Origin of the sequence: Curtobacterium sp. PhB191 (assembly GCF_004346515.1) — a bacterium.
Lineage (GTDB): Bacteria > Actinomycetota > Actinomycetes > Actinomycetales > Microbacteriaceae > Curtobacterium.
Window position 1 is genome coordinate 1 of the sequence record NZ_SMBV01000004.1, and the last position, 22,361, is coordinate 22,361.

21 protein-coding genes and 1 tRNA gene are annotated in these 22,361 nt (G+C 71.6%); 4 read left to right on the plus strand and 18 right to left on the minus strand.

The window, feature by feature from the left end; translation table 11 throughout:
* Nucleotides 1–204 precede the first annotated feature (204 nt).
* Nucleotides 205–420 carry a hypothetical protein gene (locus tag EDF48_RS07715; RefSeq protein WP_123292166.1) on the plus strand — a complete coding sequence of 72 codons (216 nt, stop codon included), beginning with the start codon at nucleotides 205–207 and terminating at the stop codon, nucleotides 418–420.
* Between the two features lie 7 nt (nucleotides 421–427).
* Nucleotides 428–2,281 (plus strand): ABC transporter ATP-binding protein, encoded by a 1,854-nt coding sequence (locus EDF48_RS07720; protein WP_131879199.1) that lies wholly within the window; start codon nucleotides 428–430, stop codon nucleotides 2,279–2,281.
* Nucleotides 2,282–2,300: 19 nt separating this feature from the next.
* Here EDF48_RS07720 and EDF48_RS07725 read toward each other — a convergent pair whose 3' ends face one another.
* From EDF48_RS07725 to EDF48_RS07740, 4 genes are all read right to left on the minus strand, one after another.
* Complete coding sequence (locus EDF48_RS07725; RefSeq protein ID WP_243698076.1) at nucleotides 2,301–3,728, minus strand: NAD-dependent succinate-semialdehyde dehydrogenase; 1,428 nt, start codon at nucleotides 3,726–3,728, stop codon at nucleotides 2,301–2,303.
* Nucleotides 3,729–3,862: 134 nt separating this feature from the next.
* Nucleotides 3,863–4,483 (minus strand): isochorismatase family protein, encoded by a 621-nt coding sequence (locus tag EDF48_RS07730; RefSeq protein ID WP_131845653.1) that lies wholly within the window; start codon nucleotides 4,481–4,483, stop codon nucleotides 3,863–3,865.
* Nucleotides 4,484–4,506: 23 nt separating this feature from the next.
* A complete protein-coding gene (gene dacB / locus EDF48_RS07735) occupies nucleotides 4,507–6,015 on the minus strand; it encodes a D-alanyl-D-alanine carboxypeptidase/D-alanyl-D-alanine-endopeptidase (protein ID WP_131879203.1) in 1,509 nt (502 codons plus the stop codon).
* Nucleotides 6,016–6,088: 73 nt separating this feature from the next.
* On the minus strand, nucleotides 6,089–7,084 hold the full coding sequence (locus tag EDF48_RS07740; RefSeq protein WP_131879205.1) for a Gfo/Idh/MocA family oxidoreductase: 996 nt from the start codon (nucleotides 7,082–7,084) through the stop codon (nucleotides 6,089–6,091).
* Between the two features lie 129 nt (nucleotides 7,085–7,213).
* On the opposite strand from EDF48_RS07740, the gene EDF48_RS07745 reads away from it, so the two are divergent.
* Nucleotides 7,214–8,893, plus strand: a complete 1,680-nt coding sequence (locus EDF48_RS07745) for an HAD family acid phosphatase (protein WP_131879207.1) — start codon at nucleotides 7,214–7,216, stop codon at nucleotides 8,891–8,893.
* A gap of 3 nt (nucleotides 8,894–8,896) precedes the next feature.
* Here EDF48_RS07745 and EDF48_RS07750 read toward each other — a convergent pair whose 3' ends face one another.
* The 12 genes from EDF48_RS07750 to EDF48_RS07805 all read right to left on the minus strand — a co-directional run bounded on the left by EDF48_RS07750 (nucleotide 8,897) and on the right by EDF48_RS07805 (nucleotide 18,803).
* The gene (locus EDF48_RS07750; protein WP_123938665.1) at nucleotides 8,897–9,337 is read right to left on the minus strand and encodes a BLUF domain-containing protein; all 441 of its coding nucleotides are present in this window, start codon (nucleotides 9,335–9,337) and stop codon (nucleotides 8,897–8,899) included.
* A 179-nt stretch (nucleotides 9,338–9,516) separates the two neighbouring features.
* The gene (locus EDF48_RS07755) at nucleotides 9,517–10,320 is read right to left on the minus strand and encodes a glycoside hydrolase family 16 protein (RefSeq protein WP_131879209.1); all 804 of its coding nucleotides are present in this window, start codon (nucleotides 10,318–10,320) and stop codon (nucleotides 9,517–9,519) included.
* A gap of 195 nt (nucleotides 10,321–10,515) precedes the next feature.
* Nucleotides 10,516–10,588: transfer RNA gene (locus EDF48_RS07760), tRNA-Thr, on the minus strand.
* Nucleotides 10,589–10,634: 46 nt separating this feature from the next.
* Entirely contained in the window at nucleotides 10,635–11,270 is a 636-nt protein-coding gene (locus tag EDF48_RS07765) for a TetR family transcriptional regulator (protein ID WP_131879211.1), read from the minus strand.
* A gap of 48 nt (nucleotides 11,271–11,318) precedes the next feature.
* Nucleotides 11,319–12,461 carry a DNA polymerase III subunit delta' gene (locus tag EDF48_RS07770; RefSeq protein WP_123292158.1) on the minus strand — a complete coding sequence of 381 codons (1,143 nt, stop codon included), beginning with the start codon at nucleotides 12,459–12,461 and terminating at the stop codon, nucleotides 11,319–11,321.
* Nucleotides 12,462–12,522: 61 nt separating this feature from the next.
* Nucleotides 12,523–13,158: a dTMP kinase gene (gene tmk, locus EDF48_RS07775; protein WP_131879213.1), complete on the minus strand. Its 636-nt coding sequence runs from the start codon at nucleotides 13,156–13,158 to the stop codon at nucleotides 12,523–12,525.
* Nucleotides 13,155–15,962, minus strand: coding sequence for a type I DNA topoisomerase (gene topA / locus EDF48_RS07780; protein WP_131879215.1), 2,808 nt, complete (start codon nucleotides 15,960–15,962; stop codon nucleotides 13,155–13,157). The genes tmk and topA overlap by 4 nt, the downstream gene beginning before the upstream one ends.
* The gene (locus EDF48_RS19290) at nucleotides 15,938–16,387 is read right to left on the minus strand and encodes a hypothetical protein (RefSeq protein WP_207913235.1); all 450 of its coding nucleotides are present in this window, start codon (nucleotides 16,385–16,387) and stop codon (nucleotides 15,938–15,940) included. The genes topA and EDF48_RS19290 overlap by 25 nt, the downstream gene beginning before the upstream one ends.
* 16 nt (nucleotides 16,388–16,403) lie before the next feature.
* Entirely contained in the window at nucleotides 16,404–16,766 is a 363-nt protein-coding gene (locus EDF48_RS07790; RefSeq protein WP_131879217.1) for a TadE family type IV pilus minor pilin, read from the minus strand.
* Nucleotides 16,750–16,962, minus strand: a complete 213-nt coding sequence (locus tag EDF48_RS07795; protein ID WP_123292154.1) for a DUF4244 domain-containing protein — start codon at nucleotides 16,960–16,962, stop codon at nucleotides 16,750–16,752. The genes EDF48_RS07790 and EDF48_RS07795 overlap by 17 nt, the downstream gene beginning before the upstream one ends.
* 84 nt (nucleotides 16,963–17,046) lie before the next feature.
* Nucleotides 17,047–17,847, minus strand: a complete 801-nt coding sequence (locus tag EDF48_RS07800) for a type II secretion system F family protein (RefSeq protein ID WP_165932353.1) — start codon at nucleotides 17,845–17,847, stop codon at nucleotides 17,047–17,049.
* A gap of 59 nt (nucleotides 17,848–17,906) precedes the next feature.
* Nucleotides 17,907–18,803 carry an ATPase, T2SS/T4P/T4SS family gene (locus tag EDF48_RS07805; protein ID WP_243698062.1) on the minus strand — a complete coding sequence of 299 codons (897 nt, stop codon included), beginning with the start codon at nucleotides 18,801–18,803 and terminating at the stop codon, nucleotides 17,907–17,909.
* Nucleotides 18,804–19,682: 879 nt separating this feature from the next.
* Between EDF48_RS07805 and acs the strand changes: the two genes are divergently transcribed.
* Nucleotides 19,683–21,635, plus strand: a complete 1,953-nt coding sequence (acs, locus tag EDF48_RS07810; protein ID WP_131879223.1) for an acetate--CoA ligase — start codon at nucleotides 19,683–19,685, stop codon at nucleotides 21,633–21,635.
* Between the two features lie 79 nt (nucleotides 21,636–21,714).
* Here the strand turns inward: acs and EDF48_RS07815 are convergent, their stop codons facing one another.
* Nucleotides 21,715–22,176: a RidA family protein gene (locus tag EDF48_RS07815; RefSeq protein WP_131879225.1), complete on the minus strand. Its 462-nt coding sequence runs from the start codon at nucleotides 22,174–22,176 to the stop codon at nucleotides 21,715–21,717.
* Entirely contained in the window at nucleotides 22,173–22,331 is a 159-nt protein-coding gene (locus EDF48_RS07820; protein WP_017888699.1) for a DUF4177 domain-containing protein, read from the minus strand. Before EDF48_RS07820 ends, EDF48_RS07815 begins: the two co-directional genes overlap by 4 nt.
* Nucleotides 22,332–22,361: the final 30 nt, after the last annotated feature.

The following is a 22,361-nucleotide window of genomic DNA, read 5'->3' on the forward strand; positions in this document are numbered from 1 at the left end:
GGCACGACTCGAGGGCATGAGCCCGGTTCAATACCGAGCTCACGCCCTCGCGGCCTAATCTGACTTCACGGTCCAACAAACCGGGACCAGTTCACAGCTGGCACCGGGCCTCCCGTCCATCCATCGTCGCGTCCACCGCACGGCGCGACCCTGTCCGTCAACTCAGGTTGACAGATGTCGGGGCGTCAATGTAGGTTGACAGCCATGGACCGACCGACCATCACGAGCCTCGCGGCCGGAGCCTCCGGGGACGACCCGTTCTCCGCCCTCGCCAACGTGCGCGAGCTCCGCCGTGAACTCGACCGGACCGAAGAGCTCGCTGCCCGTGCCGCCCGCAACGCCGGGGCGTCGTGGCAGGAGATCGCGACCCTGCTCGGTGTCAGCCGACAGGCAGTGCACAAGAAGTACGGCAGAAACTAGGAACACGATGAGTCTCCCCTTCGCGCGCCCCAAGAAGACCGACGGCCCCCGCGCCACCTTCGGCCGCCTGTTGTCCTACCTGTTCGAGAACAAGCCGGCGATGGTCGTCATCATCGTGCTGAGCATCCTCGGCGCTGGGGCGTCGCTCGCGCAGCCGCTGCTCGTCAACCAGGTCGTCACGGCGGTGCAGCAGGGCAACACGCTCAGCACGCTCGTCTGGCTGCTCGTCGGGCTCGTCCTGGTCGCCGGCATCCTGAACGGTGTGCAGCACTTCCTGCTCCAGCGTGCGGGCGAGGGCGTCGTGCTCTCCACGCGCCGCAAGCTCATCGCCCGCATCCTCAACCTGCCGATCTCGGAGTTCGACACCCGCCGCACCGGCGACCTGGTGTCCCGTGTCGGAAGCGACACCACCCTCCTGCGCGCCGTCCTGACCCAGGGCCTGATCGAGTCGATCGGCGGCGCCCTCACGTTCATCGGCGCGATCATCGCGATGGCGATCATCGACCCGCTGCTGCTCGTGATCGTGGTCGTCATCGTCCTGGTCGCGATCGTGGTCGTCGGCGGACTGAGTCGGCGCATCCGGATCGCGTCGAAGCGTGCGCAGGAGAAGGTCGGCGACCTGACCGCGGCGGTCGAGCGCGGCATCGGCGCCGTCCGCACCATCCGCGCGGCGGGTGCCACCGAGCGTGAGGTGCACGAGGTCGACGGACACGCGACCGAGGCCTACCAGCGCGGCCTCGACATCGCGAAGATGTCCGCCTTCGTCGTGCCGGTGGCGAGCATCGTCATGCAGGTGGCGTTCATCGCCGTGCTCGGCGTCGGCGGGGCCCAGGTCGCCGCGGGCACCATCACCATCGCCACGCTCATCACGTTCATCCTGCTGCTCTTCATGATGATCATGCCGCTCGGCCAGGCGATGGGCGCCGCCGTCGCGGTCGCCCAGGCGCTCGGTGCGCTCGGCCGGATCGAGGAGATCCTGCACCTGCCGACCGAGGCGCAGGACGACGCCGCTGCACGCCCCGCCGCCGCGGTCGCCTCCGACGACGCCATCACGTTCGAGCACGTCACGTTCCGGTACGCGGCTGCAGCGGATGCGTCCGGTCCGGACGGCGCCGTCGCGTCCGGCGCGGTGGACCGACCGGGAGGCCCGGATCGCCTCGCCGACGAGCGTCCGGCCGACGACGTGGTGCTCCACGACGTGTCGTTCCGCGTTCCCCGCGGCTCGCGGGTCGCACTCGTGGGCCCGTCGGGTGCGGGCAAGTCGACGACCCTCGCCCTGATCGAGCGGTTCTACGACCCGACCGAGGGCGTCATCCGGCTCGGTGGCATCGACGTCCGGGGCATGGACCGCCAGGAGCTCCGCGCCCAGATCGGCTACGTCGAGCAGGACGCCCCGGTGCTCGCCGGCACCATCCGCGCCAACCTGCTGCTCGGTTCGCCGGACGCGACCGAGGACGACTGCGTCCGCGTGCTCGAGGCGGTCAACCTCGGCGAGGTCCTGCACCGCGACCCGCGTGGGCTCGACGCCCAGGTCGGCGAGGACGGCGTGATGCTCTCCGGCGGCGAGCGTCAGCGGCTGGCCATCGCCCGCGCGCTGCTCGCCGCTCCCCCGATCCTGCTGCTCGACGAGTCGACGTCGTCGCTCGACGGCGTGAACGAGCAGAAGATGCGGCTGGCGATCGACGCCGTCGCCGAAGACCGCACCCTGCTCGTCATCGCGCACCGGCTGTCCACCGTGGTCGACTCCGACGTCATCGTCGTGCTCGAGCACGGCCGGGTCGTCGGCGCCGGCACGCACTCCGAGCTGGTCGAGTCGACGCCGCTCTACCGCGACCTGGCGAAGCACCAGCTGCTGGTCTGAGCCCCGCCGTCGGGCCCGTTCAGGCGGCGAACGGGTCCGGGGTGAGCACGTACACGGTCTCGAGGTACTCCTCGATGCCCTCGTGCGAGCCCTCGCGGCCGAGACCGGACGACTTCACCCCGCCGAACGGGAACGCTGCGTTCGACACGACGCCGGTGTTCAGTCCGAGCATCCCGGTCTCCAGGCGTTCGGCGAGCCGCTGCCCGCGCGGGAAGTCCGTCGTGAACGCGTAGGCGATGAGCCCGAACTCGGTGTCGTTGGCGAGCCGGATGCCCTCGTCCTCGGTCGCGAAGCGCGTGATCGACACGACCGGTCCGAAGATCTCGGTCGTCAGGATCTCCGACCCCGGCTGCACGTCGTCGAGCACCGTGGGCGCGTAGTAGGTGCCTGGCCGCTCGACGCGGTGTCCGCCGGTGACGAGCCGAGCACCGCGGGTGACCGCGTCGTCGACGAGTCCGGCAGCCTTGTCCACTGCACGGTCGTCGATGAGCGGGCCCATCGTCGTGCCGTCCTCGGTACCCCGGCCGATGCGGAGCGCGTCGACCTTCGTGGTGAGGGCGGCCACGAACGCGTCGGCGATGCCGTCCTGCACGAAGAACCGGTTGGCGGCCGTGCAAGCCTCGCCGACGTTCCGGAACTTCGCGAGCATCGCAGCGGTGACGGCGGCGTCGAGGTCGGCGTCGTCGAAGACCAACAGCGGGGCGTTGCCGCCGAGCTCCATGCTCGTCTTGAGCACGTTGTCCGCCGCCTGCTTGAGGAGCGCGGACCCGACCGGCGTCGATCCGGTGAAGGTGAGCTTGCGGAGGCGGCGGTCGGCGATGATCGGCTCGGACAGGCCCTTGGCGTCGAGGGACGGCACCACGTTGAGCACGCCGTCCGGCAGCCCGGCACGGCGGAACAGCTCGACCAGGAACAGCGTGGTCAGCGGCGTGAGCTCCGCCGGCTTCACGACGACCGTGCAGCCGGCCGCCAGTGCAGGGCCGATCTTCCGGGTCGCCATGGCGAGGGGGAAGTTCCACGGGGTGATCGCGTACACCGGGCCGACCGGACGCTTCAGGACGATCGCGCGTCCGGTGCCCTCGGGGTTGGTGCGGTAGTCGCCGCCGATGCGAACGGCCTCCTCCGAGAACCAGCGGAGGAACTCGCCGCCGTAGACCACCTCGCCGCGGGCCTCGGCCAGGGGCTTGCCCATCTCGAGCGTCATCAGGGCGGCAAGGTCGTCCTCGTGCGCGCGCACCAGGTCGAACGCGCGGCGCAGCACGTCGGAGCGCTGGCGCGGTGCGGTGGCCGCCCACTCCTGCTGTGCGGCGACCGCGGCGTCGAGCGAGGCGATGCCGTCCTCGGGGGTGGCGTCGGCGACCTCGGCCAGCACATCGCCGGTCGAGGGGTCGCGGACGGCGAACGTCGCGCCGCTCGCCGACGGGCGCCAGGACCCGCCGATGAACAGGCCCGTCGGGACGCCCTGCACGGTGACGTGGTCGTCGCCCACGGTCGTGGTGAGGTCGCCGGTCGTGGTGCTCGTGTCGGTGCTGGTGTCGGTGCTGGTGTCGGTGTTGGTCTCGGTGTCGGTCTCGGTCTCGGTCACAACTGTGCTCCTCCGGGGTTCGCGAGCCCTTCGTCCATGTCGCTGCGGTCGACGTGCCCACCGGCCGCTCGGATGTCGTCGAGCGCGCGGGCGCTGCGCTCGTCGTCGACGCCGGCGACCAGGTCCTCGTAGACCGCGACGTCGATGCCGGCGGCGCGGGCGTCGAGGGCCGAGGCCCGGACGCAGTGGTCGGTGGCGATGCCGACGATGTCGACGGAGTGAACCCGGTGCTCGGTCAGGATCTCCGGCAACGGCACGCCCGACTCGGTCCGCGCCTGGAACGCCGAGTAGTCCGGCGTGCCCTGGCCCTTGAAGACGTCGACGTCGATCGGCTCGGTGTCGAGCTCCGGGTGGTACTCGGCGCCGGGTGTGCCGGCCACGCAGTGCACGGGCCACGTGTCGACGAAGTCGGGACCCTCGGGTCCGGCGAAGTGTCCGCCGTTGTCGTCGTCGCCGTGGTGCCAGTCGCGGGAGCCGACGATCAGGTCGTACTCCTCGGCGTGCCGGCCGAGGAACGCGCTGATCCGTTCCGCGAGGGCCGCGCCCCCGGTGACACCGAGCGCACCGCCCTCGGTGAAGTCGTTCTGGACGTCGACGATGAGGAGAGCCCGTGCCATGGGCCCATCCAACACCCGGTGACTCAGGAGTCGGTGAGCTTGTTCCCGCACGAGTAGGCCGCCGCGGTCACCGCGTCGAGCGCCGGCAGCGCGGCCGCACGCGACGACCCGATGGCGTAGAACGCGAAGGTCAGGCGCGATCCGTCCGCGGCGTCGATGTACCCGCCGAGGGTGTTCGCGCTGTCGATCCACCCGGTCTTCGCGTGCACCTTGCCGCGGGCGACGGCGTTCGCGCCGGTGAAGCGGCTGGCCAGCGTGCCGGACTGCCCCGACACGGGCAGGGCGTTCGCGAGGGTACCGAGGCCCTTCGCACCGGCGGCGACCTGCACCATGAGGTGGGCGACGAAGTTCGGCGACACCGCGTTCGCGGCGCTCTCGCCCGAGCCGTCCTTGATGACGATGCCGGCCGGGTCGACGCCGTAGGAGCCGAGCGCCGACTGGTACACCGAGGTCAGCGACGCCGCCGACCCGTTCGAGCCGGACTCCTTCGACGACACCCGGGCGAGCATCTCGGCGAGGGTGTTGTCCGAGTTCGGGATCATCTGCCCGATCAGTGTCGACACCGGCTGCGACGACACCGTCGCGATGGTGTCCGTGCTGGTCGTGGCGCGCTTGACGATCTGTGCCGACCCCGCCCCGGCGACCCCGGCGCTCGCGAGTGCCGTCCGGAACGCGGCACCTGCACGGCCGACCGGGTCCTCGGACCGGGGCGAGGTCGCCGCGGCCGGGTTCGCCCGGTCACCGTCGACCATGAGCGCCGTCACCTTCGGCTGGTACCCGATGGTGCGCTCGGACACCGGCCACGTGGGGTCCCACGCGTCGGCGTCGCTCCAGTACGTGTCGTCGGTCACGATCGTGGTGACGGGGGTGTCGCCGACCTTCGCCTTGACCTGCTGGGCGAGCTGCGCGAGCGTCGGGGCCCCCGGGTAGACCGTGCCGTTGCCGGCGGACAGGGTGGCATCACCGTGCCCGACCAGCGCGATGGTCCCGCCGGACTCCTGCGTGACCGTGGTCGGGATGCGGTGGTCGCCGCCGAGCACCGCGAGCGCCGTCGCCGTCGTCAGGGTCTTCATGACGCTGCCGGTCTGGGCAGCCTTGTCGCCGTCCTTCGAGAACAGGACCTCGCCCGTCTTCGCGTCCATCACGTACCCCTCGAACGCGCCGAGACCGCTCGCCGACGCGGCGCCCGCGATCGAGCAGGTGCGCAGGGCGGAAGGGCCGGCCGGGTCCTTCGGCACGGCGCGGGCGTCCGGGGTCGGTGTCGGCGTGCTCGTCGGTCGCTTCGTGGTGGCGGTCGACCGGCTCGGTGTCGAGGTCGCGCTCGACGTGGTCGCCGGCGCGGCCGCCGTGCCCGTGTCCGGTGTCATCGCCGCCGCGACCGCGACGGCCCCGCCCGAACCGACCACGAGCAGGGCCGCGAGGCCACCGGCGATCCAGGGCACCGGGCGGCGCACGGCGGAGGCGCGCGCGGCCGCGACGGCGGCGCGGACACGCTCCGGTACGGAAGGCGGGGTGGGCTGCTGCTCGGACATCGCGACCGATCCTACGGAACTGCGGCAGCAGCCTCCAGGCCGGATCGTCCCGATGTGGACGACGCGACCCGGATCAGGGCGCTGTGGAGGCGTCGTCCGCGGGGTAGCGCACGCCGACCTGGCGGCGGGCTTCGTCCATGACGGCCATGATCGCGACCGACTGTTCGGCGTCCATCGGACCGCCCTCGTGCACGCCGGACGTGACCATCGCCTCGAACGCGCGCGCCTCGTGGCCGTAGCCGGCGAGCTCCTCGCGCGCGTCGAACTCCTCGACCACGACGCCGTCGCGGTCCCGGATCCGCCACGTCGTCGGGGTGTACCAGGTCGAGTCGACGTCGATGCGCCCCGACTCGCCGATCACCGAGGCCGTGTTCGGGCTGCGCACGTCCATCCCGAAGTGGATCACCGACTGTGCACCGCCGTCGTGCGTCAGGACGATGCCCATCTGCGTGTCGACACCCTGCTCGCTCAGCGTGCCGGCCGCGACGAGCGAGGTGGGCACCCCCAGCACGTCGACGGCGAAGGACACCGGGTACACGCCCAGGTCCAGCAGGGCTCCACCGCCGAGGGCGGGATCGCGCAGCCGGTGCGACGGGTCGATGGGCAGGGCCTGGTGGTGCGTCGCCTCGACGAGCACCGGCCGGCCGATGCGCCCCTCGGCCAGGACCTCGCGGATCATCGCCATCTGCGGCAGGAACCGGGTCCACATCGCCTCGGTCACCGCGACGCCCGCTCGACGGGCAGCATTGACCACGGTCCGCGCCTCGGCCGCCGTCATCGTGAAGGCCTTCTCGACGAGGACGTGCTTGCCGGCGCGGATCGCGAGCAGGGCGTCCTCGGCGTGCCGGACGTGCGGGGTCGCGACGTACACGGCGTCGACCGTGTCGTCGGCGACGAGGTCCTCGTAGGAGCCGTGCGCCCGTGGGATGCCGAACTCCGCCGCGAACGCCTCGGCACCGTCGCGGGTGCGGCTGCCGACCGCCGTGAACTCGATGCCCGCGGCGACGCAGTCGCCCACGAAGGACCGGGCGATGCCGCCCGTGCCGATGACTCCCCAGCGAACCGTCATGCGGCCATGTCTACCAGGACTGGCCGCAGCACTTTGGTATGGACTCCACTGGTGATTGCCAGCTAACGTGCTCCACGATCCCCCATCCGGGGGTCACTCCTCCCCGAGTCGAAGGTGTGCAGGTCCTCCATGCGCCGTTCCGTCCTCTCCGTCGTCGCCACCAGTGCGGCGATCGTCCTCACGTCCACCCTCGTCGGCGGTCCGGCCAGCGCACACGGGTGGGGCGACCCAGGACACGGACCGGGACACTCGCCGGGGCACTCCGCCGACGCCGGCCTGACCCCGCGGACGCACTTCACGATGGCTGCCGACGGCACGTCCGGTGCGACCCAGGGCGGCGAGGGCATCCCGAACATCGACTCCGTCAAGAAGACCATCGCCACCTACTACGGCGACCCCGGCACGGGCCTGGCGAACCGGACCGACTCCCCCTACATCCGCGAGATGCGATCGATCGTCGCCCGCCAGGGAGCGTCGCTGCAGCGCATCCACGACCGTGCCGTCCGGCACGGCGAGAAGCCCGCGATCGTCCTCGACGCCGACGACACCACCCTGTGGACGTACGACATGGAGGTCGCGGACATGCACTTCGTCTTCGACCCCGCACGGCAGGACGAGTGGGTGCAGGACGAGCGCTTCGCCGCCACCCCGTCCATGGTCGGCTTCGTCAACCGCGCCGCAGCGATGGGCTTCACCGTGTTCGGACTGACCGGCCGGAACGACGACCAGAAGACCGCGACCGTGCAGAACCTGTCGAAGGTCGGCTACACCGCCTTCACCGAGGACCGCTTCTTCACGAAGTGGACCGGCAAGGGCGCCTCGCAGCAGCCGTCGTACGTGACCTGCGCCGCCGCGAGCTGCACGACCGTCGAGTACAAGGCCCTGACCCGCAAGCACATCGAGCAGGACCTCGGCTACGACATCACGCTGAACATCGGCGACCAGTGGAGCGACCTGCAGGGCGGGTACGCCGACCGGTCCCTCAAGCTGCCGAACCCCACCTACTCCCTCCCCTCGGCCGATCTGCCCGGCGTCTCCGAGCCCCGGCTCGCGCCCCGCACACAGTTCACGATGGCTGCTGACGGCTCCTCCGGTGCGACCCAGCCCGGTGAGGGCATCCCGAACATCGACTCCGTCAAGAAGACCATCGCCACCTACTACGGCGACCCCGGCACCGGACTCGCGAACCGCACCGACTCCCCGTACATCCGCGAGATGCGGTCCCTCGTCCGGCGGCAGGCCCCCGTCGTCGCCGCCCAGTGCGCCGTCGGCCGCAAGCTGCACCGCAACCCCGCGATCGTTCTCGACGCCGACGACACCACGCTCTGGACCTACGACATGGAGGTCGCGGACATGCACTTCGTCTTCGACCCCGCACTGCAGGACGAGTGGGTGCAGGACGAACGGTTCCCCGCGACCCCGTCGATGACCTCGCTCGTGTCGATCGCACAGCGTTCCGGCTGCACGATCATCGGGCTGACCGGCCGGAACGCCGATCAGGAGACCGCCACCATCGACAACCTGCAGCGCGTCGGCTCCCCGCAGTTCTCGGCCACGAAGCGCGGCACCGAGACGTACTACACGAAGTGGACCGGGGTCGGGGCGTCGCAGCAGCCGTCGTACATCACCTGCGCCACGGCGAAGTGCACCACCGTCGAGTACAAGTCGCAGACCCGGGCGCACATCGAGTCACGATCGGGCGGCCGGTACGACGTGGTCGCGAACTTCGGCGACCAGTACAGCGACCTGCTCGGGGGCTCGGCGGACCGCAGCGTCAAGCTGCCGAACCCGACGTACTACCTGCCCTGACCCTCAGCGCCGGTGCTTGCCGAGTGCGGCGTCGGGCGCGGCCATCGGGTGGGTGCGGAACCAGCGCAGCAACGCCCGCGCCTTGCTGGTGTCCGCACTCCGGTCGCCGTCGGACAGGAACGTGTCGAAGCCGTCGGGGAGCGCGGTCTCGTGGTCGCGGTCGAACGCCATCGTCCACTCGCCGAACCGCGGCGTGTGGATCCGCTCCTCGACGAGCAGCCCGACGTCGGTGTGCCGGGGGTCCTCGGTGATGCGCTGGTACGTCTCGAGGACCGCGGCCTCGGGCCCCTCGAGCAGCTGCATGAAGCGGCCGTCCTTGTACACGAGCAGACCGGACAGGCCCGATGCGGCGTTCCGGGCCCTGGCGTGTTCGAGGAGCGCGTCGAGGCGGGGCTGGTCGAAGGGTTCGTCGGCGGCGCTCATGTAGACGAGTGACAGGAGCATGACGACCTTCCGAACGGAGAACACGGCTTCGGTTCGATCGTCCCGCACGACGGGGGTCCGGCGCAGCCCCAGAACGGGGAGCGGGTCGGCCCTGCCCGGCGTCACCGCGCGTCGGCGCGGCCAGGCGTGACTGCGCGTCGGCGCGGCCAGGCGTGACCGCGCGTCGGCGCGGCCCGGCGTCACTGCGCGTCGTAGGTACGGACCCAGTCGATCTGCAGGTGGCCGGCCTTGCCCCAGTCGCCGACCTGCACCATGTAGCGGTGCGGGGTCGTCGGGACGTTCCGCGCGACCGTGAAGACGAGCTTGCCGTCGAGGTAGTAGTGGATCGCCCGCCCGGGGATCCACTCCGTCGTGTAGGTGTGCCAGTCCCGCCAGGACACCCGGGTGTTGTAGTTGTCCGACGCCTTCTCGTCCCCGGGCAGCATCGAGTGGTGGAACACCCGCGGCGAGCCGTCGAAGTTGCCCTCGGGGTAGTTGAGTTCGCCGTCCGCCCAGTCGTTCGACGTCGGCCAGAGCATGATCGCTGCGCCGTTCTTGTCGCCGCCGGTGGCACGGGCGCGGACGCTGAACGACCCGCCGACGTGCGACCAGGCGTCCTCGGGGGTGCCGAACGTTCCGGCCGAACCGTGCTCGCCGTCGAGGGCGATGTCCATGTACCCGTCGTGCGCGCTGACCATCTTGCTCGACCAGTACTTGCCGCCGGTGCCGTCTGGGTACGGCTGCCACGACTGCGCGTACGTCGCCGCGAACGGGCCGTTCGCCGCAGCCGGCGTGTCGAAGTCCACCGAGAAGGTCGGCGTCCGCCCGATGGTCGGATCGGTGGCCACCGTGGTCGGGTGCGGGGTCGGGCTCGCGCTGCTGCTCGATCCGCCGGCCGGGGCCGCCGATGACGTCGCCCGCGACTCCGGTACCGCGGCGGCCGTGATGGCCAGGGCAGCAGCCGCAGCAGCCACCAGGACGACGGTCGTCGCACGCTTGAACACGGTGCCTCCGTCGGTCGTCCGCCGAGGGGGTACGGGGCGGTGCAGGTGGTCGGTCGCGGGGATCCCCGCGTCCTGACGAGGCTAACCCGCGCCCTCCCCCGCTGTCTGGTCCGGAGCCAAGGGGTGCGGTTTCCCGCAGATGCAGAAATCCCCGGTCAGGACCTGTTGCAGATCCGTGACCGGGGACGTGTTCTGAGCCGCCTGTCGGAATCGAACCGACGACCTATTCATTACGAGTGAATCGCTCTACCGACTGAGCTAAGGCGGCGCGCACGCTCCGAACCCGGAGCGGCACGATCAATGACTATACAGGTTCAGACGAGTGAACGCGAAACGAGCACGCCGAGCTCGGCGAAGGACCTGCGGAGCTCGTCGACCAGGTGCGAACCGGCCTCGGACCCGGACCACTCCCACCACGCGTGCCGGAGCGCACCGAGCGCCACGATCGACGCCAGGCGCGCCCGACGACGGAGCGCATCGGGGTCCGCGGCGAGTTCGGGGTCCTCGCGTTCGAGCCGCCGGGCGACCGCCGCCTGGATCTCGGCCTGGAACTCCTTCATCGACTCCATGCGACGGCTGAAGAGTTCGGGGTTCGCCCGGAGCACCTGCTGCCGCTCCTCGATGAGTCCGCGTTCCTCGATGAGCTCCTGCGTCGAGTGGACGAGCAGTGCGCCGAGGTCCGACAGCAGGTCGCCGTCCGGTCCCCCGTCGACGAACTCCTGCAGCGCGGCGTCATCGGGCAGCTCCGGGTCGTCCCCGAGGATCGCCTGTTCCTTGCTCGGGAAGTAGTTGAAGAACGTGCGCGGTGAGACGTCGGCCCGACGCGAGATCTCGTCCACGGTGACCGCACCGAGGCCGTCCTTGATCGCGATGCGGAGCGCGGCCGCCTGGATGGCGCGGCGGGTGGCGCGGCGTTTCCGTTCGCGCAGGCCGGGTTCAGCGTCGGGCATGCCGTGATTGTCCCATGCCCCACTCGTCGCGGGGAGAGTCCGTCACGGTCAGTGGCGGACGCGGGCGATCGTGACGAGCAGCGCCTCGAGCGCGAGCAACGCCGCCACGTTCGCGGCGATCCGCTGCCGGGCGAGGGCGATCGCGTCGAGCACCTCGAGCGCCGCGGCCGGCGTGACCGACTGCAGGGCCTGGTCGAGGTGATCACGCATCGCCAGGTTGACGGGTTCCGCCGGGGCACCGAGACCGAGCAGGAGCAGGTCGCGGTACAGCGAGGACACGTCGACCAGGATGCGGTCGAGACCGTCGCGCAGGCTGCGGGTCGCACGGCGCTTCTGGTCGTCCTCGAGCAGCCGGAGCTGCGAGCGGAGGGCCGGCGGGATCGTCCCGCCGGGTTCGATGCCGAGCGATCGCAGTGCGGCGTCGCGTTCTTCGGAGTCGCGCTGCTGCGTGATCGCCTTGGCGTCTTCGTCGGCGACGGCGAGCAGGTCGGCGGCGGCCATCACGGCGTCGCCGACGCTCCGGACGCCGAGCACGGTCGTCAGGGTGCGGCGGCGACGATCGCGGGCGTCCTCGCTCGTCGCCAGGCGCTGCGCCATGCCGATGTGGCTCTGCGCCTGCCGTGCTGCGTCCATCGCGAGGGCGCGGTCGATGCCGGTGCGGGCGACGAGCAGGTCGGCGACGGACTCGATGCCGGGGACCCGGAGGCGTACGGAGCGGACGCGCGACCGGATGGTGGGCAGCAGGTCGGCTTCACTCGGGGCGCAGAGGATCCAGACGGTGCGCTCCGGAGGTTCTTCGAGCGCCTTGAGCAGCAGGTTCGAGGTGCGTTCCGTCATGCGGTCGGCGTCCTCGATGATGACGATGCGGTACCGCCCGACCGAGGGCGAGTAGTACGACGAGGTCACGAGCTGCCGGATCTCGTCGATCGTGATGATCACGCGCTGCGTCGTGAGCACCGACACGTCGGGGTGGGTCTTCGCGGTGATCTGCTGCAGGGTGTGGTCGTCGTCGGGACCGTTGCCCACGAGGGCCGCGGCGAACGCCGTCGCCACGTTCGACCGGCCGGACCCGGGCGGCCCCGTGATCAACCACGAGTGCGTCATGCCGCCGGTGCCGTCGGTCGACTCCGCGGCGTTCCGGAGGGAGGCGACTGCTTCTTCCTGACCGGTCAGGCCGTCCCACACGCTCACGGGACCATCCTGTCAGCGACCACCGTCATGCGGGCTACCACCGACATGCGGGCGACCACGGTCATGCCGGGTCGATCGCGACGAGCGGGGCGACCGCGGCACGGATGGCACGCTGCACGTCCTCGGTGGATCCGCCGGCGTCGACCACCAGGAAGCGGTCGGGCTCGGCTGCCGCCATGTCCAGGAAGGCCTGTCGCACCGACTCGTGGAACGCCTCGGCCTCGGACTCCAGGCGGTCGAACGTGTCGCCACGGGCCGCAGCGATCCGGGCGCGTCCGACCGTCACGTCGAGGTCGAGCAGGATCGTCAGGTCCGGCGCCAGGCCGTCCGCCGCCCACTCCGACACCGAGCGGATGTGTTCGGCGCCGAGGCCGCGCGCGACGCCCTGGTAGGCGACCGACGAGTCGATGTACCGGTCCTGCAGCACGACCTCGTCGCGGGCGATCGCGGGACGCACGACCGTCTCGACGTGGTGCGCGCGGTCGGCCGCGTACAACAGCGCCTCGGCCCGGGGCGACACGTGCCCACGCTCGTGCAGCACGATCTCGCGGATCCGGAGGCCCAGGTCGGTGCCGCCGGGCTCGCGGGTGCGCAGGACGGTGCGGCCGTGCTCGACGAGCCACGCCGAGAGCAGCTCGGCCTGGGTCGTCTTGCCCGCGCCGTCGCCGCCCTCGAGCGTGATGAACCGTCCGGTCACTTCTTTTTCGCCGGCGCCCGTCGGGCCGGCGTCTTCTTCTTGACCGGTCCCTTGGCGCGCTTGTCCGCGATGAGCTGGACCGCCCGGGCGTGGTCGACGGCCTCGACGTCCTCGCCCTTCGGGATCGTCGCGTTCGTCTCGCCGTCGGTGACGTACGGGCCGAAGCGGCCGTCCTTCATCTTGATCGGCTTGCCGGACACGGGGTCCGCCTCGAACTCCTTGAGCGCGGAGCTCGCGGCACGGTTCCCGCCGTACTTCGGCTGCGAAAAGATCTCGAGCGCACCGGGGAGGTCTATGTCGAAGATCGCGTCCTCGCCCGGGAGCGTTCGGGTGTCCGTCCCCTTCTTCAGGTACGGGCCGTAGCGACCGTTCTGCGCGGTGATGTCGTTGCCGGTCTCCGGGTCCTGTCCGACGACGCGGGGCAGGTCGAGGAGCTTCAGCGCGGTCTCGAGGTCGACGGTCGCCGGGTCCATCGACTTGAAGAGCGAGGCGGTCCGTTCCTTGGGCGCCGCGGCCTTCTTCGTCGTCTTCTTCGCCGGGGCCTTCTTCGCCGGGGCCTTCTTGCCGGTCGTCGTCTCGACAGGGGACTCGGCCGCTGCGGGCTCCGGGGTGGCGGCCGCAGCGTCGACGACCTCGCCGGTCTTCGGGTCGACGGTGGGCTCGGGCTCCGGGGTGCGCTCCGTGACGTAGGGGCCGAAGCGGCCGTCCTTCGCCAGGACCTCCTTGCCCGTGTCCGGGTTGATGCCCACGACGCGGTCGCCGATGACGGGGGCGTCGACGAGTTCCTTGGCCTTCTCGACGGTCAGCTCGTCGGGTGCCAGCTCCTCGGGGACGTTGACGCGACGCGGCTTCTCCGGGTCGTCGCTGGGCACCTCGATGTAGGGGCCGTAGCGACCGATCCGCAGGGTGAGGCCCGGTGCGAGCTCGACCGAGTTGATCTCACGCGCGTCGATCTCGCCGAGGTTGTCGATGACGGTCCGCAGGCCGCGCTGGTCGTCGTCGCCACCACCGAAGTAGAAGCCCTTGAGCCAGTCGACCCGGTCGGCGTCGCCGCGCGCGATCCGGTCGAGATCCTCTTCCATCTCGGCGGTGAAGTCGTACTCCACCAGTTCGCCGAAGTACTCCTCGAGCAACCGGACCACGCTGAACGCGATCCAGTTCGGCACGAGCTGGGTGCCGCGCAGGGACACGTAGCCGCGGTCGATGATCGTCGGGCTGATCGTCGGGTAGGTCGACGGACGCCCGATCCCGAGCTCTTCCAGCGTCTTGATGAGGCTGGCCTCGGTGAAGCGCGGCGGGGGCGTGGTGTCGTGCCCCTTCGCCAGCACGTCGTGCACCTCGAGGTGCTCGCCCTGCTTGACGTCGGGCAGTGCGACGTCCTGACCGGCACGCTCGCTCGACTCGTGGCGGTCCTCGTCGCGGCCTTCTTCGTAGGCGCTGAGGAACCCGCGGAAGGTGATGACGGTGCCGGACGCGGTGAACTCGGCGTCCGTGCCGTTCGCGGTCGACGTGATGCCCTCGACCGACTCGGTCGACGCAATCCCGAGCACGATCGATGCGGTCGAACCCTTGGCGTCTGCCATCTGGGAGGCGACGGTGCGCTTCCAGATGAGGTCGTAGAGCCGCCACTCGACACCGGTGAGCGTGCCCTGGAGCTCCTGCGGGGTACGGAAGGAGTCGCCCGAGGGACGGATCGCCTCGTGCGCCTCTTGCGCGTTCTTGCTCTTGCTCGCGTACAGACGGGGCTTGTCCGGCACGGTCGCGGCGCCGTACAGGTCGGCCGCCTGCTTGCGGGCCGCGTCGATCGCCTGCTTCGAGAGCGAGACCGAGTCGGTACGGATGTAGGTGATGTACCCGTTCTCGTACAGCGTCTGCGCCGCACGCGCCGTCTGCCGCGGCGACAGGCGCAGCTTGCGCGCTGCCTCCTGCTGCAGGGTCGACGTGGTGAACGGTGCCGCCGGACGGCGGGTGTACGGCTTCGAGTCGACGCTGCGGACGGTGGCGTCCCCGGCGCGCTCGAGCACGGTGGTCAGCGAGGCGGCTGCGGCCTCGTCGAGACGTACGACGTCACCGCTGAGCGCACCGCGGTCGTCGAAGTCGCGCCCCGAGGCGACGCGGGTGCCCTGGATCCGGGCGAGTCGCGCCGAGAAGGGGGACTCCCCCGTCTTCTCGAACCGAGCGGAGAGGTCCCAGTAGTTGGCCGAGACGAAGGCGAGCCGCTCGCGTTCGCGGTCGACCACGAGCCGGGTCGCGGCGGACTGCACACGACCGGCGGAGAGGCCGGGAGCGACCTTGCGCCACAGGACCGGCGAGACCTCGTACCCGTAGAGGCGGTCGAGGATGCGGCGGGTCTCCTGCGCGTCGACGAGGGCGGTGTCGAGCTCACGGGTGGCCTCCTGCGCACGCTGGATCGCCTCCTTCGTGATCTCGTGGAAGACCATCCGCTTGACGGGGACCTTCGGCTTGAGGACCTGGAGCAGGTGCCAGGCGATCGCTTCACCCTCGCGGTCTTCATCTGTTGCGAGGTAGAGCTCGTCGGCATCCTTGAGCGCACGCTTGAGTTCGGCGACCGTCTTCTTCTTGGCGTCGGACACGACGTAGTACGGCTCGAAGCCGTTGTCGACGTCCACCGAGAACTTGCCGAGGGAGCCCTTCTTGAGCTCGGCCGGCAGGTTCTTGGGCTCGACGAGGTCGCGGATGTGTCCGACCGAGGCCTGGACTTCGTATCCGTCACCGAGGTATTGCGCGATCGTCTTCGCCTTCGCGGGGCTCTCGACGATCACGAGCTTCTTCGTGCCTGGCACGTGTCTCCTTGATCCGTGGTGCTGGTCGGCCCTGGACACGAACGTGTCCGGGTCGCCCGGGACATCGGTGACCGGTGGCCGACAGGCACACCATACACACCGTGGTCGGGGTGGTCGTCCGCCGGACCGGCGACCGCGGATGCGCCGACGGCGAACGGTCCGGAGCCGACGACCACCCGCACCCGGGCGGTCGCGGCGGCGAGGTCGCAGGCCACGAGGGCCGAGCCGTTCGCCCGTGCGACCCGCTCGGCGACGGTGCACGGCGACCCCGTGAGGAGTCCGACGGACGTCGCGGCGGCCGAGGTCGCGGCGGCGTCGGCGGCGTCCCCGGCTCGGACCGCCTGCGTGCGGTGTCCGGCGGCGGCGAGCGCTGACGACGCGACGAGCACCCCGACGCCGAGGACGGCGGCGACGAGCACGGTCACCGAACCGCGCTCGGGGTCAGCGTCCCCCGGCCGCAGCACACGCCGTCGCCCGGAGCGGCAGCGCCGAGAACGGACCGGTGCCGCCGCGCGTGGCGTCGACGCACACGAGGTCGTCGGTGCGCCGGATCGTGACGGAGGATCCCGGCGCGATCCGCTCGGCGGCGGCGAGTCCGACGGCGTCGTCCCCGCGCCCGACGCCCCGCGCAGCCGCCGCGGCGGCCGACTGCAGGCGTCCTTGTCCGTCGACGACCAGCACGGCCGCGACGAGCAGGGTGAGGACGAGTGCAATGGTGGGCAGCACGACCGCGAACTCGACCGTGACCGAGCCCCGGTCGGAGTCCCGGTCGGGGCGCCGCGCATGGTCACAGCGAGAGGGCACCGCGGACGAGCTCGGTGAGGATGGTCTGCACCTCGCCCGAGCGCATGACGGCGACGAGCACGCCGGCGAACGCCACGGCGGCGAGGATGACGACCGCGTACTCGGCCGTCGCGGACCCCTGGTCGTCCTGCGCGACGGCGCGGAGCCGGTCGACGACACGGCTGGTGCGACGGATTCGGTTCGGGGTGGTGCTCATTTGTTCGTCCCTTCTGTTGCGGTGATCCCAGCGTGGCGCGTGGCCACCGCACGATCGGGGCCTCGAGCGGCATCTGTGGAGAGGTCATCGCGCACCGACGACGGTGGAGGAGAGGACGCCGACCACGACGGGGACCACCCCGACGAGCACGAACGCGGGCAGGACGCAGACACCGAGCGGCAGCACCAGTCGGACGGCCAGGCGCTCGGCTGCGGCGAGGCCGGCGGCAGCAGCGTCGTCACGGACGTCCTCCGCGGCGCGGCGCAGCAGTCCCGCCGCGGGCACGCCCGCTCGCACGGCCAGGTCGAGGACCTCGCGCAGGCGAGCCACGTCGGCAGCCGGCGGGACGATCCCGTCGGCGGCACGACGGACCGCCTCGCCGGCGGCGATCCACGAACCACCGCCCGAGACGGCCACCGCCCAGGCGTCGAGGACGACCCCGGGCACGCGTCCGTCCGGCGTCGCCGACCGGACGAGCCGCGCGGTCCAGGCACGCCCGGACAGGACGAGCACGGCCGCGAGCGCCGAGCAGACCCAGCCGAGCGGCGAGCTCGTGAGGACCTGCACCGCTCCGGACCCCCACGCGGCCCCGAGTCCGAGGCCGAACAACGGCAGCGCCAGGACGACGCGGGCGCTGGTGCGCGGGCCGGCGAGGGCGACCCGGATCGCCCGGTCCGACGCTGCCGATCGGCGGAGCGCTCCGGCGAGGGCCCCGAGCGTCTCCGCGACGGGGGCGCCGGTCCGGTCCGCGACCCGCAGGACGACGGCGATGTCCGCGGAGGCGGGAGCGGTCCCTGCGGGGAGCCTGCCGACGAGCTCCCAGGCCCGCGGCGGCGGGACCCCGGCGGCGACGAGCGTCGCGACCCGGTCCAGGGTGCCGGCCACGCGCGCCGGGTCGAACGGCACGGGACGCCGGACCCGACGTCCCAGGAGCGACCCCCTGCTCACGGTGCCCCGTCCACCGGGCGCACCCCGAGCCTCCCGTCCGCCCCGACGTGGAACGCGCCCACCGCAGCGAGCCGTCGTCCGCCTGTCCGACGCTCGACGTGGAGCACCAGGTCGAACGCGCTGACCGCTTGTCGGGCGAGCGCCTCGACGCCGAGCCCGGCGAGGGCGCCGAGCGCCTCGAGCCGAGCGGCGACGTCCGCAACACCGTTCGCGTGCACGGTGCCGGCGCCACCATCGTGGCCCGTGTTCAGCGCGGACATGAGCTCGCGGACCTCGGCGCCCCGGCACTCCCCCACGACGATCCGGTCCGGGCGCATCCGCAGGGCCTCACGCACGAGCCGGTCGAGGCCGAGCGCGCCGACGCCCTCGGCGTTCGCCTGCCGCGCCTCGAGTGCGACCACGTGCGGATGGGCGATGCGCAGCTCGGCGACGTCCTCGACCGTGACGATCCGCTCGCCGGCCGGGACGGCGCCGAGCATCGCGGCGAGCAGGGTGGTCTTGCCGCTGCCGGTGGCACCGGTGACCAGGACGTTGCGGCGCTGGTGCACGGCGGCCTCGACGACGGAGCGCGGCACGTGCTCGAAGGTGCCGGCGCGGTCGAGCGCGGCGAGGGTCGGCCGGGCTGGGTGTGGGAGCCGGATCGAGATCGCTGTGCCACCGACCGAGACCGGGGCGAGCACGACGTGCACCCGGATCCCGTCGCCGTGCCGGACGTCGGCGCACGGAGTGGTCTCGTCGACGTGGCGTCCGCCGAGTGCCACCAGCCGCGTGGCGAGCTCCCGGGTGCGCGCCTCGCTCAGACGCGGCGCGGCGGCTTCGAGTCCGCCGCCACGGTCGGTCCAGGTGCCGACGCCGCCGACGACCAGGACGTCGGTGACCCCGGCGTCCGTCACGAGGCCGGCGAGTTCCTCGAACTCGACGACACCGTGCGGTTTGCGCCGAAGAGCGGCAGCGGCAGCCCCGGGCGGAACAGGCCCGGCCCCGGGCAGAAACGGTCCGGCCCTGGGCGGAACAGGCCCGGACCCGGGCAGGAACGGCGTGGCACGGTGACGGTGCATGACGCCAGAGCGTAGGAGGAGAGCCGTTTTCGGCATCCGGTGCCACAACCAGCCTGTGGAGAGGTAGGCGCCGATGGCACCAACGGACCGATTTGTCCCCCGAAACGGAAAGCCGTACCCCACTCGGCGAGGAGCGCCCGGCGCAGCGCGACGACAGACCACGCGAGCAGGTCCCCTCGATCACGGGCACCGGGACGGAGTAGCAATTGCTACGAGTCGGTCGGACGCTCCATGCGTGAGCATGTACCGGTCTGTCCACTCGACCGGCGTCCTCGTGCGGATCGCCGCCGATCACCGGCGGCCGGCGAGCGCTGATCGCTCGAGCCGGACCCCGGACAAAAGAAGAGGCGGCACCGGTTGGGGGGAACTGGTGCCGCCTGGACATCGAAGGATTGGGGGGAATCCGATTCGATGCCGCCGGAAACGAGTCCAGCAGGAACTACTGTACCCCACGATCCGCCCCTCGGGGCAACCCCCGACACGACCGCCGGGCGTGCCGCCGCGACCAGGACACACCGGTGTGCGCCGTCGCGGCCCCGCAGCCCCAGACCCGCGCCCGCCGCCGCAGCCCGACTCCCCCAGACCCGCGCCCGCCGCCGCGGCCCGGCTCCCCCGCACCCGGGCCCGCCGCTCGTCGCACAACCGCGCAGCGCACGGGCCGAGGGGTAGTCTCCGTGGCGCACCCTGAGGACGCAACGACGCGAAAGGACATCGATGTCCACTCCGACCCAGACCGACCACCGCGAGGACGACGGCGCCACCTTCCCGCCGACACCCGAGTTCGTCGCCGACGCCGTCGCGCGCGAAGACCTGCACGAGGCCGCCGCCGCCGACCGCGAGGCCTTCTGGGCCGAGCAGTCCCGCAGCCTGCTCGACTGGCGGACCCCGTTCACGCAGACCCTCGACTGGTCCGGCGCCCCGTTCGCGAAGTGGTTCGCCGACGGCTCGCTCAACGTGGCCGAGAACTGCCTCGACCGGCACGTCCGCGCGGGCAACGGCGACCGGGTGGCGATCCACTTCGAGGGCGCACCCGGCGACACCCGCCGGATCACCTACGCCGAACTCACCGCTGAGGTCCAGCGCGCCGCGAACATGCTCACCGACCTCGGCGTCGGGCAGGGCGACCGCGTCGTCGTCTACCTACCGCTCATCCCCGAGGCCGTCGTGACGATGCTCGCCGTCGCCCGCATCGGCGCCGTGCACTCCGTCGTCTTCGGCGGGTTCAGCGCCGAGAGCCTCCGCGCCCGCATCGAGGACGCCGGCGCGAAGCTCGTCGTCACGGCGGACGGCGGCTGGCGCCGTGGCGCGGTGTCAGCGCTCAAGCCCGCGGTCGACGAGGCACTCGAGGGCGAGGGCACCGGCAGCGTCGAGCACGTCCTGGTCGTCAAGCGCGGCGGCAACGAGATCGCCTGGAACGACCGCGACCTGTGGTGGCACGACGAGGTCGCGAAGGCCGCCCCGGAGCACACGCCCGAGGCGTTCCCCGCCGAGACCCCGCTGTTCATCCTGTACACCTCGGGCACGACCGGGAAGCCGAAGGGCATCGTGCACACCTCCGGCGGGTACCTGACCCAGGCCGCGTACACGCACAAGAACGTGTTCGACATGCACCCGGAGAAGGACGTCTACTGGTGCACCGCCGACATCGGCTGGATCACCGGGCACTCGTACGTCGTCTACGGCCCCCTGGCGAACGGCGTGACGCAGGTGCTCTACGAGGGCACACCAGACGAGCCGAAGCCCGGCCGCTGGTGGGACATCGTCGACTCCTACGGCGTCACCGTTCTGTACACCGCGCCGACGGCGGTCCGTGCGGCGATGAAGGCCGGCCGCGAGATCCCCGAGGCGCGCAGTCTCGAGACCCTCCGTCTGCTCGGCAGCGTCGGCGAACCGATCAACCCCGAGGCGTGGAACTGGTACCGCCAGGTCATCGGCCACGACCGCACGCCCATCGTCGACACGTGGTGGCAGACCGAGACCGGCGCGATCATGATCTCCGCGCTGCCCGGCGTCACGAAGCTCAAGCCCGGCGCAGCGCAGACGCCGCTGCCCGGCATCGTCGCCGAGATCGTCGACGACGACGGCAACCGCGCCGACCCGGGAGAGAGCGGCTACCTCACGATCACGGAGCCGTGGCCGTCGATGGCGCGCGGCATCTGGGGCGACCCGGACCGCTTCGTCGAGACCTACTGGTCGCGGTTCCCGGGCCGGTACTTCGCAGGCGACGGAGCGCGGCTCGACGGTCAGGGCGACATCTGGATCCAGGGCCGCGTCGACGACGTCATGAACGTCTCCGGGCACCGCCTGTCGACGGCCGAGATCGAGTCCGCCCTGGTCGGGCACGAGGGCGTCGCCGAGGCCGCCGTCGTCGGAGCCGCCGACGAGACCACCGGACAGGCGGTCGTCGCGTACGTCATCCTGACCGCCGAGGCCGCCGCCGACGTCGACCGCGAATCGGCATCGACCGAACTCCGCAACTGGGTGGGCAAGCGCATCGGTGCGATCGCGAAGCCCCGCCAGGTGGTCATCGTCCCGGAGCTCCCCAAGACGCGCTCCGGCAAGATCATGCGGCGCCTGCTGCGCGACGCGGCCGAGGGGCGCCGCATCGGCGACACGACGACGCTGGCCGACCCGGCGATCATGGCGACCATCGCGGAACTCATGTAGTCCGTGTCACGCAGGTGGGGCCTCCAGTCCATGTCGGACGGGAGGCCCCACCTGCGTTCGCTTCACTGCTGACGGTCCGTCAAGACGTCAGTTCCACCACCAGCTCGACCTCCACAGGAGCGTCCAGCGGCAGCACCGCCACGCCCACCGCGCTGCGCGCGTGGACGCCGGCGTCACCGAAGACCTCGCCGACCAGGGTGGAGGCGCCGTTCGCGACCCCCGGCTGGCCCGTGAAGGACGGCTCCGACGCGACGAACACGGTGACCTTGACGACCCGGGCGACGCGGTCGAGCGAGCCGGCGACCGACTCGACGGCGGCCAGGGCGTTGAGCGCGGCCACGCGGGCCTGCGCGGTGGCGGTCTCGGCGTCGACCGACGCCCCGACCTTGCCGGTGACGGGCAGTGCGCCGTCGACGAACGGCAGCTGCCCGGCCGTGTAGACGTACTGGCCGGTGACGACCGCGGGGACGTACGCGGCGACGGGTGCGGCGACCGGCGGGAGCGTCAGCCCCAGCTCGGCCAGGCGGTCCGCGACGCTCATGCGTCGGCCTTCGGACGCTTGAGGTACGCGACGAGCCCACCCTCGGGGCCGGTGACGATCTGGACCAGCTCCCAGCCCTCGTCCCCGTAGTTGTTGAGGATGGCGGTGGTGTTGTGGATCATCAGGGGCGTGGTGAAGTACTCCCAGCGAGTCATGCGGTTCCTTGCCAGCCTTTCAGTCGTGGG